Genomic DNA, 15950 nt, shown 5'->3' on the forward strand with positions numbered 1-15950 from the left:
TTCTGCCAGGTCCTTCATCTCAGAAATCAGAGAGGCATCCATGCCGCCGTATTTTGCCCGCCATTTGTAAAAAGACGCACTGCTCATCCCGTGTTCACGGCAAAGCTCAGAAACCGGCGCACCACCTTCTGCCTGCTTTAAAATTGACATGATCTGGGCTTCGCTAAATCGTGAATTCTTCATCTAAAATCTCCTCAGGTATATTGCCGAGAAAATTCTACTTTTGAACACATCTATTTTTCGGGGGGATTACCTTGTTCTGGATAACCTCATATCTCATAAAAGCCCTCAAGCTGTGGAGATGCTGAAATCAGTTGGGGCATGGTTCCTGTTCTTACCTCCCTACAGTCCCGACCTAAACCCAATCGAAATGGCCTTTGCAAAGTTGAAGGCTCTTTTAAGGAAACATGCCGCAAGAACATATCATGACCTCTGGCAAGCTGTTGGGAAGGTATGTGATCTCTTTACCGAAGAGGAATGTTACAATTTCTTCAACGCTGCTGGATACGAGGATGGTTAATTCGGAAATGCTCTAACATCAGCCAGAACTAGGGATTTCACCTGCGCAAACTTTCGCTGGTTCATACTCAAGAACCTTGTACAAATTCTGCTCGAATGACAGAGAAAACTGCTCAACATTTAAAAATATTGGTTTTGATGCAATTATTCCTATGATTTTTTCTGATAAATATTCGCGCCATTGTTTATCTTTTATCAATCGCACGAGTTTCTCTTTATACTCAGAACCCGTATAACTCACGCACACATCCAACCCTATCAATATATGCATAGCAGACGCCTGCATCGCCCTTTGGCTTTTCCCTCGCATTACAACTGTAGGCAGTCCGGCCATAAACGCATCAAGAATAGACGTCGCCCCAGAAAACGGGAAACTATCCATGTAAATATCGCCAACCTGAAGAACAGAGCTCACTTCGTAATAATGCTTTCTTGGGGGCAAAATAAAAATTCGCTTTGGGTCCACTTCAGCCCTCAAACACAACTGCATCAAATGTTCTTCAAACACCCTCATTGGATAGTTATTACTCCACAACGGATTGTAGGGAAAAAGTACCATTACAGTATTTGCATTTTCCCTCATCACATTGAACCAAATCCTCAACACTTTTGTTGATAATTTGTACATACTACTGCCATTAATAAGTACAGTTTGACTAGCACTTATTCCAAGAGATTCTCTAGTCACACCAGAATCAGTATTCTGTTTTCGACCAAAAAAAGAAAAACAATTATTGCTTCCAACTCCAAGAATCACTTTTTCAGTAAAGTGCTCCTGTGCATTCTCTGGCTCAACCAGAGGCACAGAAATAACAACATCTGTGAATCGCAGACCAGTCGTTTGAGGACTAATCGCAGTTACCATGAACTGTTTTTTTGCAAGTCGATAGGGAGTAAGAGTATTTTCAAATCCGACAAAGCTGTTACTTGGGACACTGGAGAAGGCAAGAAGGTCAAGACTATCTGAACGGATCAATCTAACAGCACTTGTTGTCGCTTTATTTCTCTCAACCTCAGAATTAGGGGCATAAACATAATCAGATCCAATTTCACGGACCACATCAAAACAAGACAGAAAACAATCTTCAAACTCATCATCCCCCCTTTGGCCTAACGATACATAGTAAAGGTATGTTTCAAACTTATTTTTATCGAGGTATTTAAAATGAGAGAGCCAAACACTAGTTTCTGCAGTTGGCTTCACCCGAGAGATCACTAAACCGACTTTGATTTTCTCCCGCCTCACCCCACAATTATTCTCATCAAATACACAATCAAGAGCAGGTAAATCCTCACCACAAGCACATACATATTCTTCAATTAAAGCCCCCCTCAACTGATAAAGTTTTTTCAAACTTATATCCGTCATATTTGCTCCAATGTAAATCGTCGTGCACCAACGCAGAATATCGCGCTTTAAAACTATATTTCTTGTTCTCTGGACAAAAGCCAATATTCCACTCAAGACGCATTCATAGTGGTAAAGAACATCTCCGGTTTCGGTTTCCCTAAATTGCATCTGAGGAAAATTAATAAGATAAACAATATATTGCACAACAAATACCTCAGGAATTACTTCAAATTCCACATCAACGTCAATATTAAAGTTGAATTTCAAATCGTGGGCATAATAAAAAAGACTCAAAACAAACAAAAATTTAATTTTCTCTTCTTTTTTAAATGTGTTCTTGTAATTATAAACCGCTGTTTTGATTAACTTATTTTCCTCATCCGTCATAGGATACAATGACGCAAGAAGGTAAGATTTGTATCTATACCAATAACCAGGTAACTTAGATGATGATAACTTAGGGGCTAATATTTCATCAAGAATCAACGGCGAACCAGAATTCAGCCAGCGCTGGGCAATGACAATACGCTCCCCCCGCCACTTTTGTATGTTATAATCAACAAGCCTTTTTCTTTGATTATATTTGTAAGATAAGCAATATTTCGAAGTCTGCATCAAAACAGAACCACCAATAATGAATAATGGACATACCGGATATTTTTCATGAAAGATATTTCGACTTAATTATCTACTAATTTGTATATATATTTCTTCAATGGGGACAACAGCCCAATCCATTGCTACTTTATTCCAAGGATCTTGCGTGTGCAGTACAAGATTCTTACGTATAGCACTCAACTTGTCAGATGAAGTAGCCAGTTGAACAGAGAGACGCACATACTCTTCATATGTTTGCACAGAAAAATCACTGAGCCCCACAGAAGCTAACAACCCCTCTCCAGCTCGTGATTGAGCAGATTTCCCAGTTAAGGACACAAAGGGCACCCCCATCCGCAAGGAATCATAGGAAACTGTACTCCCATTGTAGGGGTATGTGTCCAAACCAAGATCTATTTGGTTAAAGGTTAACAGGTAGTCAACCAAAGATGTACTCGGGCGAAAGTCTAATCTGTGTTCGTCAATACCATTTTCAGCAAACCATCCAATGCACTTCTGACGATAAGCCTCTTCATCAAAATTACGATTCATAAGCAATAGCCTAGAATCAGGAACCTGTCTGAGAATCTCAACCCAAGCTTCCCGCAGATGGATTGACATCTTTTCAAGTCGGTTTAGGCACCCAAATGTAAAATAGCCATTAGAAACAAACGGAAGTTTCTCTAAAAAATTAACTTTGCCAGGCAACCAATTCACTTTTGATGGTCGTTTTTTTCTTTCATCGAAAGGGATATGAATCACTTGTTCAGTAAAATACAACTGCCCTTGTTGTTCAGAAACCATTTCTTTATCCGCAAAATAATAATCTATAGACCTCATTCCTGTGGTAAAAGGGTAGCCCATCCAGCTCGCCTGTACTGGTGCTGGCCTGTATGCAAATGCTCCCAGTCGGTTACCTGGCGTATGCCCCGCAAGATCGACCAAAATATCAATTTCATCATCACGTATCATCTGTGCTAACTGAGCATCGCTCGTACCTGTTGTAAAACACCAACTGTCTGCATGTTCCTGGAAACGTTTTGTTACAGCGTCAACAATCTTACTCTCAGCGTAAAGCGATATATGAAATTTATCCCGATCATGATTCGCGATAATCGGCTCCATAAAACGGCTGGTAGCATGTTCCCTAAAATCAGGTGACACATACCCAATTCTTATTTTTCTTCCAGAAGAAACCGAATATTCTCGTATAGGCAATCGTTGACCGACAGGAACCTCCAATCGAGCAGCATACTTCTGGTGTGCAGCAAAAAGTTCTTCTGTCGTATGAGAACTACTGTAAACCATGCAAGCGAGATAGGAGCTGATCAAAGCAGGATTATTCGGATTTTGGCTTAAAAGCTCTTCCAGTACACTTTTAGCATCGTCCAACCGCGCTGATTCGATATAAATTTTTGCCATACTCGCCTTGAGGTACCACTGGTGATACCCTGCAGCAAATAAGCTATTCAGAATACTTTCCGCTTCCTCATTACGATTCAAATTAATTAACGCTTGGATATAACCTGACCAAAGCTCGGGAATATTAGAGAATTTCTCTAAACCAACTTCAAATATTGACAGGGCATCCTGAGAGTTGTTTTTCTGCTGTAAAACACGGCCAATATTGTAGTAAACAGCATAATGGGCAATGCCTCTGTCGATAGCACTTTGAAGTAGCTCCAAGGCTTGATCAAATTGCCCACGCGATATAAGTGCATTCGTAATGTTGTTATATGCCTCAACACACTGAGAATCTAATTCAAGGGCCCTCTGCCAATGGCGCAGAGCTGTGTCAAAATCACCTTTTTGGACCATACAACGACCGACACCACACAGAGCCTCAGCATCATTTGGAGACTTAAGAAGTACTGCCTGATAATAATCTTGAGCCTGTTCTAGTCGACCCATTTTTTCCCAGAGCAACGCAGCATTAAATGCAGCGTCAACGAGCTCAGGATTGAGTTGTAAAGTTTTATTATAATTATTAAGGGCTTCATCATATAACAGAAGCTCTTTCTGGGTATTTCCAAGGTTATAAAAGGCCTCCCAGAACCTCTTATCAAGTGATACAGCCCTCTTGAAACAAGCCACAGCATCTTCAAATAAATCGAATTCAAAAGCGATGTGTCCCAAACGATATAGACAATAGGGATCCTTGATCGATTTAACCACGAGCTTTCTCATCATAAGAGAAGCTTTTTGATAATCACCTGACTTTACGTAGGCATAACCAACAACATACTCCCAGGCTTTATAATTTTTTCGCTTGAGATAGCTCTCCCCCATCGAAATCGCATCGGTATATCGCCCCTCAAATACACACCTGAGAAGCTCATCTAGTCTTAGGTCATCTTTGGAAAGTTTTTTTTGGATCAAATCCATAATTCTTGATCGCCCTATTCTTGATGCCTACCCAACAACAGAATGGAGAAACACAACCATATGATCAAGTTAGTTTTTTTACTCTTGCCGGGTTACCAAAAGCTTCAGCATTTTCACTAAGATTGTTATAAACTACCGAGCCCGCGGCAACTTTGACTAAGCTACCCACTGAAACATTACTCGTAACCACAGATGAGGTTCCTAAAAAAACCGCCTCTCCCACAGATGAATGACCATTTAAGGTCGCATAAGGAGAGAGGACACTATGTTTTCCAACCTCAGAATGATGAGCCACCGAACCATAAATATTGATAAGTACATTTTCATTTATCTGGCTAAGAGGTCCTGCGAACGCAAAGGGGCAAAGAATTGCTCCCTCGCCCAGTTTCGCAGCAGATGAAATATATGCCGAAGGATGCTTCAACACTCCAAACTCCCCCCCTTGCGCCTTCAACACAGAGTACAGATGTCGTCGATCAACAGGATTACCAAGAGCGATATAATAGAGCAAATCTGGGTCAGGTTTATGATCAACAATACCCCCCAGCACCCCCCACTTCGAACTCAAATGAGTACCAACAGGAATAGTGTCATCCAGGAATCCAAGAAACTCCCCTGTAAGCGCTCCGACAGCCAAACAGTCAGAAATATACCCCTGAAGCTCCAAGGCAAAACCACCGGCACCCAGAATGACAATTTTCTTCATATAAATAACTTTAATAAAAAAGGGTTTCACAATGAAACCCTGACTTACAAAAACTCACAAATATTGTATTCAGCAGGGCTCAAACTCTCAGTGAAGCAGATTGACCGCTTTTCACCGTTCCCTGATTATTCTGAGCAACAGAAGGTGTTGTTTTCTGCACCTGCTCTCCACCCTCCACCTGAGACGCGACTTGCTCCCAAGTTTTTCTCATTTCGGATAAACTCGCGAGTACATCCTCAATAACAGGTTCGGCGTTCCTTGAATTAATCTGCATCATTCTCATAAACAAATTATCATAAAAGGCATGAAGGACCGGAGATATTTCCCCGCCATTTTCAAAATCCAACTGGCTCTGAAGACCTAAAATAATTTTTGATGCTTTCTCAACTGACTTAAACCGACGCTCAAAATCACCTTCTTGATTTGCCCGGGCAGCCTCCCCAATAAGCCGAATTGCCCCATCAAAGAGCATGATAATCGCCTTCATTGGGCTTACATTCTGCGATGCCTGAGAATAGGCGTTAGAGCTATAGGGATTAGGATACATATCATCCCCTTTCCGTGTTTACTTAAATCAGCTTTGTTTGAACGACGCTTCCAGCTGCTTCCGCGACGCTTCAGCCTGAGCCAATGACTGCTCAAGGCGAGAATATTTCTCGAAAAGAAATTGGCGTGTTAATTCTAATCGACTATCAATAGCATTAATTTTTTCAGCCATATCCTTGTTATTATCATTCAAGGTCAATATGCGTGAGGAAATCAACCCGGAACCAGGCTTTATATAATTATCTACAGACTGGTACACATTCTCAGCAATCCCAAGTGACGTCTTGACCTGGATTGTCTGAGCTCCACTTCCCGGGGTGCCAACGAAAGCCATTGTCATACCCTCGAAAGCCGTTCCAGCTTTCCCGATAAGACTTGCTCCACTGACATCAAAAACATTTCCATATCCTGTGACCGACGCTCCGGTAATATTCCCGCTGCCATCGACACCATTAATCACAAGCTCAAAGTTATTTACGCTGATGTTTTTCGTTCGGCCAAGAAGTCTCAACCGACTGTCGTCCGAGGAAAAGGAAAATTCGAACACACCTCGAACCTTATCAAGATCACTGATAAGAACAGCATCCAGTTTCTTGTCATCAATCGTTAATTTACTATTATCGTCGAGTGTTATTCCAAGAACAGCTAAACTAGAAAAATTGGCATCCGCTGTACCAATCGCACCACCGCTGATTATGGATGACAGACTTGTCTCAAGGGTACGTAAAATATCATCGCCGAACAATGGAGGCTTTGACGAAGAAGCACTCGCTGGATCATAATTCCGCTGTTCTATCAAAACATCCTTAATTGCATTATAGGCATTCACAAAGTCGGCAATTTTTTCCTTAACGCCCCCCAGATTACTCTGGATCTCGACTTTAATGTTATTACCAACATCGGCTTTGTACAGTTGTAGAGTTACTCCTGTAATAACATCGGAAATATCATTTTTTGTGCGCTCGATAACAGTAGCGATACCATCAACTTTAATCCTAGCAAGTTTTGCAGCTTGCAATTCTGAAAGGACGGCCCCATCGCCATACGCAGTTAAAAACTCTCCAGAAGAACCAGAAAGTGTGATCGCCTTGCCCGTTTCTTCAGCAGTCATAATTAAACGAAAATCGTTATCTGCAACCTTAATAACAGAAGCACGGACCCCGGTGTCTGCCTTTACACCATTAATCGCCTCCGCAATATCATTCAAGGTCATGCTAGAGGTAATCGAGATATCTTTTGTCGTTCCACCAGCCAACCCGATAGTTAGCGTATCCGTCAAACCTTGTGCTGCGGTAGCGTCTGCAACAGTGCCAGAAGAAATTTTATTCGCAGTGGCAATTTGCAGAACTTCGACTTCGTAAGTACCAGCTACAGCACTATTAGTTGTCGAAACTCCAAGCAGTTCCGTTGCGGGGGTAGAGTTCGAAGATGTCAGGAAAGCCGCTTTCGTTTCGAAAGCATTACTGTCCAAACCAGAGAGACCTGGCGGATTTCTAAGTCCATTCAACGACGACTTCAGGGTCTGAAGCAATGTATTAATTGCCCCATATGCCTCTGATTTTAAATCATTTTGCTTGATGGTGCTCTCAAGACGCACAGCAGGTATACGCTTCGCGAGAAGAGTTGCCTCTACAATTGCATTGGTATCAAAACCGGAATACTGACCGGTGATCCTGGGAACGCCGTTTACAAATGTTAATGCGCCAGTTTCCATGTCTCACTCCAAATCAAAAGCTACTACACTTGTTATGCAATTAGCATTCCAGTTTAGGCCTCTGTGTCTATACTCGGCGATTTGGTAAAGCCATACGTAGGCTTAGGATAATTACCCAGCATCGTTTTACTCGGAAATTCGGTAACAACGGCATTACTGTTTTCATCAATCAACTTAACAACCAGTCTACCTGAATCGCTATCACGATAGGTTACAATATTCGACGAAGAGCTTATCATCGGCGAACTACTGGAAGGTTGATCACGAACAGCAGTTCTTTGCGGGGAAGCGTTTTCAGTTGCCGCAGATAAATTGGTAACTACTGATTTCTCTGATCGCGCCGGAGCCTTCCCCTGCGCCAATCCAGATTGAGGAGACGGGGCGGAGGACTGCATTGCCCCAGTCACAACCGGAGCATTTTTCACAGCACGAGCGGGCAGATTTTGGATAGTCATATCAGAAGACATATTCCTTACTCCCTATCTCCATAATAAATACCACAATACCATAGTTAATTCGATTAAACCATACTAAGAGGATGAAGGTCCAGAGGCCAAGCCCCTGGACCTAACCCAATTATTTTACTGAAGAACCCTCAGTAGAGACTGTGGAATCTGGTTGGCCTGAGACAGAGCGGAAACCGCTGCCTGCGTCAGCACGTTTGCAGAAACCAGACGGCTCTGTTCTGCAGCAAGGTCAACATCCTTGATAACAGAGTTCGCAGCTTCAATGTTTTCAATTGAAGTTGCCACAGCCTGACCACGAGTTTCAAATCGGGAAATCAAAGCACCCGCGTTAGCACGAGAAGTAGAAACGTTCCCAATTTGAGTATCGATGTTGCCCATCGCTGTAGAAGCGTTAGCAGATGAAGACACATCCCCACCTGGGCCTGCAACTGTCGTAGCAGTCAAGTTTGCTGTAATCGTGTGAGAAGCAGAAGATCCAACAAAGAAGCTCTGGTTAAAGGTGTTGATCAACTGCTGGCCGTTGAACTGTGTTGTCGTGATGATATCAGCAATCTCTGAGTTCAATGCAGAATATTCAGTGTTGATATATCCACGTTCAGTGTTGGTAACAGCACCGGACAGAGACTGAGCAGCCAGAGCCTTCATACGTTGCAAAACGTCGCCAATACGGGCAAGACCACCATCAGCAACCTGTATGATAGAAGCAGCCTGAGAAGCGTTGGTTGCAGCCTGCTTCAGTGCAGTTGTATCCGCAGAAAGCTTGGCACTGATAGCCAATCCTGCAGCATCATCAGATGCACGCACGATTCTTGACCCGGAGGCGAGTTTACCTACCGAGTTTGCAGCCATAGATGAGTTATTATTGAGAAAGCGAATTGCAGAGTTCGCAGCTGTATTTGTAGTAACTACTGGCATAATACTAAATCCTTCTACTTGAAGTATGTTAAGCCAAGTCCTTCATGGACAAGGCCGTCAAGATCGCCTTCTTGGCAATCATCTACAAAGTTTCTTCCTGAAATCAGATGTAGATGCCAGTACAAGTGCAAGGCTTGTGCCAAAATAAAAAACACAACTAACCAATTGATATATAATAAATTAATCTCTTGTTAATAAACAAAATGCGGCAAATATTGCAAACTTACTAGGAAATTTTTACCCACTCAGATCGGCATCCGGCACTTTTTGCCTAGACGTTTTCGATCAAGGACTTCAAGCTACCCACAGCCTTGACTACCTCCTTGTCCGTAAATGAAGAGCTAAAAGGGAGTGCAAGAACATGAGAATAGAGAAAATCTGAAACGGGGAATAACCCAGAAATACCCTCTGCAGAGAAAACCGGGTTTTTATAAAGAATATCCTGCCACCATACACCCGCATTCACCCCAGCACTATTAAGTCCTGACACCAAGTTTTCCACACCGACGCCATCAACAATCACATTGAAGGTTGACGAAACCTTCTTTGCCTCGCCTTGAAACAGCCTAACCGAGTGAGAGCCCCCCAATTCACTAACGAAACAATCTCTGACAAATTGATATCGAGCCTTCAACTCATCAAATCGATCAAATTGGGCGAGACCGACAGCAGCATGATATTCACTGAGCTTAAAGTTTCCGCCTGCTCTCATTGCTACGCGGGAATCTCCAAAACCAAATCGGGTAAACTGCTTAATCTTCTCAGCGAGAGGGGTGTTTTTTGTAAAAATGCCACCTCCCTCGCCAATACCAAAAAACTTAGTTGCATGAAAACTAACAATAGCCGGGGAGTTTCCAGGCACAAGAGCTTCGAATGACGCAGCAGCATCAATCACAACCGGAATACCATACTCGGCAGAAAACAAATCCCAAGACTGCACATCAACACCACTCCCAAAGGGAGCAACAGTAAGCACCACATCAATCTTCGGCGTATCGGCATTCTCTATAAAATTCTTAACCAGCTCTGGCTCCAAAATTCCCGTGACAGAATCCACATCACAAAAGATCGGCGTCATTCCTGCCAGCAGCACAGATTGCGCCGTGGCAACAAATGTCCAACCGGGCAACAAACATCTAACCGGTTGACCAGGAACTCGATTATTCCCGTACGGGAAAACACAGGAAAGCGTTGCAACCAACCCCGATGTCGCATTGGATACAGTAACGACATCAGAACAATCCAGATGATAGTAGTCAGCAAGGCGTTCTTCGAACAGCCTCACCTTAGGGCCAAAGTTACTATACCAGCGATCCTTATCTATCTCTCGGAGATAAGGCAACAATTGCTCTGCAGTCGGCATATCTGGGGTAAAAAGTGGAATCAATGGCATTAACCTTGTGTAAGTTATCTCGACAAAACAGGATGCAATTTTTGGGGCAATAACTTCTTACAATAGTAAAGAACACCCACATGAGTGTTTATCAAATTTAAAGGGGCTCTCCTCCTGAGAACCCCTTTAACAATGCACGAAAAGAAACCTGCCTGCTATGCTAAGAAGACTATTGGAGTAGCGACAGCAAGGTTTGAGGCAATTGATTTGCCTGCGAAAGAGCGGAGACCGAAGCCTGCACCAAGACCTGACTAGATACCAGACGACTTTGCTCCGCAGCAAGATCCACATCCATCACGGAAGAAAGTGCAGCATCAATGTTCTCTTTTGAGGTCGCAACCTGTTGTTGTCTGAATTCAAAACGAGAAACAATAGATCCGATATTAGCACGCGCTTCTGAAACCTCGTTAATCGCTAAATCAATTGAGTTCATAGCCGTCGATGCATTTGCAGAAGTACCAACACCCGTCGATCCTAAAGCCGTCCCGCCAGTTGCAAGACTCGCCGCCAGAAAATTACTGGCCGTCCCGCTTAATGTCGATATATTTACACTGATTACGTCTGCGGTACTTACACCAACAAAAAAGTTAACTGCTCCTGCACCGAACTGGGCGCCAGTACCATCAAGAAGAGATTCTCCATTAAATCTTGTACTCGCCGCAACACCATCGATTTCCGCGACAAGTTGAGAATATTCAGCGTTAATAAAACTACGCTCAGTATCCGTTGGCACACCCGAAAGAGAAGCTGCAGCCAAAGACTTCATCCGCTGGAGAATATCAGAAATACGAGCAAGGCCCCCATCCCCGACCTGCATCACGGAAGCACCTTGAGCTGAGTTGATAGATGCCTGCTGAAGTACATTACTATCAGCACGCAATCGCGTACCAATCGCCAATCCTGCCGCATCATCAGAAGCATTAACAATTCGAGATCCACTGGCCAGCTTAGAAATAGCACTTCCAGATCGACCTGCATTCAAATTCAGAAACCTGAGCGCAGAATTAGCCGCTGTGTTTGTTGTTACTGTAGGCATTTTCTTTCCTTTCACATTGCTCAACGGAACAGCTTCTTGCCGCTCCACCGTCAATACGGCAGATGTTGAATTCCCCCATACAAAGCAAAGCTCATGCCAATTTAATATATCAATATATTTCAAATGGATAGAATGAAAATAGAGTACATTACCTGTGAATTTTTTGTCTGCATCTCAACAACAAAGTGCGCCTTTTACCTAGACACATGGAAAACTATTCCTAGCTACACACCCTTTAAATGCAGTACTAACTTCCTAGAAAAGCACCTTTCATGATCAAATCTCGCTAATGCCACTACAAGTTTTTCATAAAAGGGCCTCTCAAGAACTTTTCACAAAATCGAAATACAAGACTTCAGTAATCCGGTATCTTTTAAGTCCAAGAATATTTTGGACTTTCTCCTCTTGCCCGCATTATCATTTACATTCATTCACCACTCATAGATAACAGGCAGGTACATTGGTTTGATAAAAAAAGCGATTATTCTTGCTGGCGGTAATGGCTCTCGCCTCAGACCCTTAACCGATGTCGTTTGCAAACAATTACTACCTGTATACGACAAGCCCATGCTTCATTACCCCCTGGCAACCCTGATGCTACTGGGAATAAGAGAAATACTCATCATCAGCACAGAGAAAGATCTCCCCTTCATCCAGCACAACTTAAAAGACGGAAGCCAAATCGGAATTAAATTACATTATGCCATTCAAACAGAGCCACGCGGACTACCAGACGCTTTTATAATAGGCAAGGAGTTCATCGGAGCTGATCCGATCTGTCTTATATTAGGTGACAACATCCTCTATTGGGGGCAGCTCAACCTTATCTGGAATGAATGCCTCTCTGTTCAGGAAGGCGCTTATATTGTCGGCGCCCATACCCGAGAACCTCACCGCTTCGGCATAATTGAGTGCGATAAAAATTCAAATGTACTCTCTCTAGAAGAAAAACCAATACACCCAAGATCCAATATTGCTGCAATCGGACTATATTTCTACGACAACAATGTCATTACCTATGCAGAAAGCTTATCACCTTCCAAGCGCGGAGAGCTGGAAATAACCGACCTTAACAATATCTACCTCAAAAAAAGCCAGCTAAAAGCCAAATTCCTTTCCCGCGGAACGACCTGGCTAGACGCAGGCACGATCAACTCACTGATGGACGCATCTAATTTTTTTCAGATCATTGAAGATCGCCAAGGTTTAAAAATTTGCTGTGTAGAAGAAGTAGCATACAACATGGGCTACATTAATAGCGCACAACTAGAAATCATCGCCAACCAGTTTGGTAACAATAGCTATGGTGACTATTTAAGACAGCGTCTGACCTAGGGTGTGACCCCAATTCAATGCCTTTCTGTGTATGATTTTTTATGATTCATAACTCCGAATAATGGAGTTTTATCATGGCAAAATTTGATTTAAGCGACCCAGAATAGTTGGTTATTGAACCTTTATTACCGAAAAAAGGTCGTGGTCCGTCCCGTCGGGATGATCGGGTCATTCTGAACGGGGTTTTTTATATATTGCGTACAGGCGCGCCGTGGCGAGATCTTCCTGAGCGCTACGGCCCCCATACAACGGTCTATAACCGTTATGTCCGCTGGGGAGAGCGTGGTGTCTGGAAGGGTATACTTGATGCTTTGGCTGAAGAATGCGAAGACGTCCTGATTTTTATTGATGGTTCTATCGTAAAGGCTCACCGCGCAGCGGCTGGGTCAAAAAAGGGGAACTGGCGGAAAGTATTGGCCGCTCACGCGGAGGTCGGACAAGTAAGGTTCACGCGGCCGTAGATCAGAAAGGTCGCCCGATCCGTCTTGTGATCAGTGGTGGTCATGTTCATGACAGTAAACTGATGCCTGAGTTTTTGGACTGGGAAGTGCCACCTCTGGCCATTGTTGCTGATAAGGCCTACAGCAGTGACAAAATTCGAAAAAAAATCACCGATGAAGGAGCTGTCGCGGTCATTCCTTCAAAAAGCAATGCCAGAAAGCCGATCCCCCACGATAAAAACCTCTATGCAATGCGAAATATTGTCGAGCGGTTCTTTTGTAAAATGAAGGATATGAGGCGGCTGGCAACAAGGTTTGAGAAAAAGGCAGAAAACTTCCTGAACATGATATACCTATTCTCCATTAGATGTTGGATCAATTGAGTCCACACCCTAGATCTATCGAAATTCAACTCGGCACTTTGGTCCTCCAGACGGAACAAACCACCCGGCAGTCTTTTCCCAACAATCAACACAGCAATAATTATTATTATAAAACAATTTATTAGCCGAACATAAAAATTGGCCCAAGCTTTGCATAAACACTCGGGAGATTTTATCACTCGAGATGGATTGGAAGTATCATGCAATGGCAGCCAGGTAATACAGCGACAGGTCTGGACAGTATTGACACCTCGCCCAGCGAAGTTCTGATGCTGATCAACCAGGTTATCAATGCCCTCGGCGAAGCCAAGGAAGCTGTCACCACACTCCAGATCGAAAAACGATTTAATGCCACAGTCAAGGCAACTGCATTGCTCGACAGCATCGAACAGGAAATGAAGGCAGATATTTCTGAGGGAGTACGGGACGCTTTTACCCAGACCAATCTCAGCCTGATCGCCAACATGCTCAGAACCAATGTGAAGAATGACCTGGCATCCGCCAGAGAAGCCCTCGCATTGATGATCTCATTCCGGCAGATCTGGACAACGTTATATCCGTCGCTGGAAGAAGAGTGCTTTGCCTGGCCTCATTCGGCCCTGCAACAGCATCAACGCTCCGGACTACATCTGGCATAAGTCAAGGACAGGCAGATGAACAACTATTCACTCGAAACCAACCGCACCACATCACCGCAGGCCGTGGGTAAAGCTGCCCAATCGACGCAGGCTTCACAGGCAGCCCAGGCCTTTAGTGATTTTCTCGGCGGCGCGAAAACAACCGCGAAAACGACGGTGGCCTCCCCTGTCCTGAAGCACGACACTACAGCGTTTAACCAGCTGTTCAACAAACCTACCTGGCATTTGGATCAGGATGTTTCATCAAGCCGTCCTGGTAGAAAAACTGATGAAATTTCTGAAACATCCCGCGACCGGAAAGCCCTGACAGATGATCAGGACGCAAAATCTGCCTCGCCTAACAACGATACAGAAACCGTTCCTGAAAAGCAGACCGAGCAATCTACAGGAAATCAGCCCGAAGATCGTCCCCGACATGAAAAATCTGCCCAGCAGAATGAGAGCGAGACTGAAACACCGGATGCTGATGCTGTTGTTATTGATGCAGCCAAAGCCTCCGTCCCGGATACTGCTGCTAACCTAACAAGAACATCCACTCTCCAGACGGCTACCGTACCAGGCACAGCACTGCCTTCAGCGCAAGCTGGACAGCAGGCTGCTTCGGCAGCGGCCGCAGATCAGGGCAAGAGCACAGGATCTGGAAAAGGAAACACAGCTTCGGTACAGGTAACCCAAGCGGCCGTCACATCACAACCGACAAGCAATCTGACTGCTGCCGCCAGTGTCTCGGCCATTAATACAGCAGACGATACGGTTGCAACGGTTGCTTCTGCCGTCAGCGCAACAGCACAAAACAAGGGACAGGGCATCTCTTCTGGCACAGCTGAAACGACTGGGGTCAAATCCGCTGTCCAAGGAACATCCCCGCAAGCCGTAATGGCCAGCGCATCCGGACAGGGCGCCAACAATAATACCCAGTCCCAGAATGGCAACAACCTTGCCCGCGCAGAACTTGGCGCAGCAACCGCAGCCAAACCGACAGCAGTAACCACTTCAACCGGCTTCGCCCAGAGCCTGGGCAATGCGACAAGCACCGCTGGTTCTTCGAGCGTGGCAACAGAGCTGAAACCACAAAAACCACTGAACGTTACCGCCTCTGACCAGCTCTCGATATCAATCAAGAAAGCCGTAGGAGAGAACAAGGACAGCATCTCGATCAAGTTGCATCCCTCTGAACTCGGGCGGGTCGACGTTAAACTCGAGATTGCCGATAACGGGGTCATGAAAGCCATGATCAGTGCCGAACGCCCGGACACACTGGATCTTCTGCAAAGAGATTCACGACTGCTCGAGAAAGCTCTTCAAGAGGCTGGTCTAAAAACAGATGGCCAGAGCCTGAGCTTCAATCTCAAGCAGAATGGCGATCAGAACGGCGCATCGGGTGATCGCAGTGCCTTTGCTGCCAAGCAGGGCGACAACCAAAGTTCAGATACTGAGTTGGCAGAAAATGAATTGTCACAGCAGGGCCCTCTTGTCTCAAGACATGACGGCGACCTGGACATCAGCATTTAACCGAAAGACGGGA

15 protein-coding genes are annotated in these 15950 nt (G+C 44.4%); 5 read left to right on the top strand and 10 right to left on the bottom strand.

Features of this window, described 5'->3' with window-relative positions; all coding sequences use genetic code 11:
* On the bottom strand, window positions 1-183 hold a 183-nt coding region (locus tag B152_RS0109560), incomplete at its 3' end, for a transposase (RefSeq protein WP_020592192.1).
* 40 nt (window positions 184-223) lie between these two features.
* Between B152_RS0109560 and B152_RS23160 the strand changes: the two genes are divergently transcribed.
* Entirely contained in the window at window positions 224-520 is a 297-nt protein-coding gene (locus B152_RS23160) for a transposase (RefSeq protein ID WP_020592193.1), read from the top strand.
* Between the two features lie 18 nt (window positions 521-538).
* On the opposite strand, the gene B152_RS0109570 is transcribed toward B152_RS23160, so the two are convergent.
* The 9 genes from B152_RS0109570 to B152_RS0109605 form a co-directional block, all read right to left on the bottom strand.
* Window positions 539-2485 (bottom strand): O-linked N-acetylglucosamine transferase family protein, encoded by a 1947-nt coding sequence (locus B152_RS0109570; RefSeq protein WP_020592194.1) that lies wholly within the window; start codon window positions 2483-2485, stop codon window positions 539-541.
* 69 nt (window positions 2486-2554) lie between these two features.
* Window positions 2555-4852, bottom strand: coding sequence for a tetratricopeptide repeat protein (locus B152_RS0109575; RefSeq protein WP_020592195.1), 2298 nt, complete (start codon window positions 4850-4852; stop codon window positions 2555-2557).
* Between the two features lie 64 nt (window positions 4853-4916).
* A complete protein-coding gene (locus tag B152_RS0109580) occupies window positions 4917-5588 on the bottom strand; it encodes a PglD-related sugar-binding protein (protein ID WP_020592196.1) in 672 nt (223 codons plus the stop codon).
* A 49-nt stretch (window positions 5589-5637) separates the two neighbouring features.
* On the bottom strand, window positions 5638-6105 hold the full coding sequence (gene fliS / locus B152_RS0109585) for a flagellar export chaperone FliS (RefSeq protein WP_083921856.1): 468 nt from the start codon (window positions 6103-6105) through the stop codon (window positions 5638-5640).
* 27 nt (window positions 6106-6132) lie between these two features.
* Window positions 6133-7818, bottom strand: a complete 1686-nt coding sequence (gene fliD / locus B152_RS0109590; RefSeq protein ID WP_020592198.1) for a flagellar filament capping protein FliD — start codon at window positions 7816-7818, stop codon at window positions 6133-6135.
* A gap of 53 nt (window positions 7819-7871) precedes the next feature.
* Window positions 7872-8285 carry a hypothetical protein gene (locus tag B152_RS26000; RefSeq protein ID WP_157231022.1) on the bottom strand — a complete coding sequence of 138 codons (414 nt, stop codon included), beginning with the start codon at window positions 8283-8285 and terminating at the stop codon, window positions 7872-7874.
* A gap of 114 nt (window positions 8286-8399) precedes the next feature.
* Window positions 8400-9200 carry a flagellin gene (locus tag B152_RS0109595; protein WP_026261431.1) on the bottom strand — a complete coding sequence of 267 codons (801 nt, stop codon included), beginning with the start codon at window positions 9198-9200 and terminating at the stop codon, window positions 8400-8402.
* A gap of 271 nt (window positions 9201-9471) precedes the next feature.
* A complete protein-coding gene (locus tag B152_RS23165) occupies window positions 9472-10593 on the bottom strand; it encodes a DegT/DnrJ/EryC1/StrS family aminotransferase (RefSeq protein ID WP_051083005.1) in 1122 nt (373 codons plus the stop codon).
* A 169-nt stretch (window positions 10594-10762) separates the two neighbouring features.
* Window positions 10763-11644, bottom strand: coding sequence for a flagellin (locus B152_RS0109605; RefSeq protein WP_342664234.1), 882 nt, complete (start codon window positions 11642-11644; stop codon window positions 10763-10765).
* Between the two features lie 450 nt (window positions 11645-12094).
* On the opposite strand from B152_RS0109605, the gene rfbA reads away from it, so the two are divergent.
* The 4 genes from rfbA to B152_RS0109630 all read left to right on the top strand — a co-directional run bounded on the left by rfbA (window position 12095) and on the right by B152_RS0109630 (window position 15937).
* Entirely contained in the window at window positions 12095-12964 is an 870-nt protein-coding gene (gene rfbA / locus B152_RS0109610) for a glucose-1-phosphate thymidylyltransferase RfbA (protein WP_020592204.1), read from the top strand.
* Window positions 12965-13071: 107 nt separating this feature from the next.
* Window positions 13072-13787, top strand: a protein-coding gene (locus tag B152_RS26005) for an IS5 family transposase (protein ID WP_245549960.1) whose coding sequence is annotated in 2 segments (ribosomal slippage) — window positions 13072-13348 and window positions 13348-13787 — 717 coding nt in all. Because the reading frame shifts where the segments join, the coding sequence is not laid out codon by codon here.
* Between the two features lie 200 nt (window positions 13788-13987).
* Entirely contained in the window at window positions 13988-14425 is a 438-nt protein-coding gene (locus tag B152_RS0109625; protein ID WP_020592207.1) for a flagellar protein FliS, read from the top strand.
* 15 nt (window positions 14426-14440) lie between these two features.
* Complete coding sequence (locus B152_RS0109630) at window positions 14441-15937, top strand: flagellar hook-length control protein FliK (RefSeq protein WP_020592208.1); 1497 nt, start codon at window positions 14441-14443, stop codon at window positions 15935-15937.
* Window positions 15938-15950 lie beyond the last annotated feature (13 nt).

Source organism: Kiloniella laminariae DSM 19542, from assembly GCF_000374005.1.
GTDB lineage: Bacteria > Pseudomonadota > Alphaproteobacteria > Kiloniellales > Kiloniellaceae > Kiloniella > Kiloniella laminariae.

Bases quoted from the DNA above. Each gene is read 5' to 3' on its own strand.
- B152_RS0109570 (WP_020592194.1), bottom strand. From the start codon at position 2,485: ATGCAGACTTCGAAATATTGCTTATCTTACAAATATAATCAAAGAAAA.
- B152_RS0109575 (WP_020592195.1), bottom strand. From the start codon at position 4,852: ATGGATTTGATCCAAAAAAAACTTTCCAAAGATGACCTAAGACTAGAT.
- fliS (WP_083921856.1), bottom strand. From the start codon at position 6,105: ATGTATCCTAATCCCTATAGCTCTAACGCCTATTCTCAGGCATCGCAG.
- fliD (WP_020592198.1), bottom strand. From the start codon at position 7,818: ATGGAAACTGGCGCATTAACATTTGTAAACGGCGTTCCCAGGATCACC.
- B152_RS26000 (WP_157231022.1), bottom strand. From the start codon at position 8,285: ATGTCTTCTGATATGACTATCCAAAATCTGCCCGCTCGTGCTGTGAAA.
- B152_RS0109595 (WP_026261431.1), bottom strand. From the start codon at position 9,200: ATGCCAGTAGTTACTACAAATACAGCTGCGAACTCTGCAATTCGCTTT.
- B152_RS23165 (WP_051083005.1), bottom strand. From the start codon at position 10,593: ATGCCATTGATTCCACTTTTTACCCCAGATATGCCGACTGCAGAGCAA.
- B152_RS0109625 (WP_020592207.1), top strand. From the start codon at position 13,988: ATGCAATGGCAGCCAGGTAATACAGCGACAGGTCTGGACAGTATTGAC.
- B152_RS0109630 (WP_020592208.1), top strand. From the start codon at position 14,441: ATGAACAACTATTCACTCGAAACCAACCGCACCACATCACCGCAGGCC.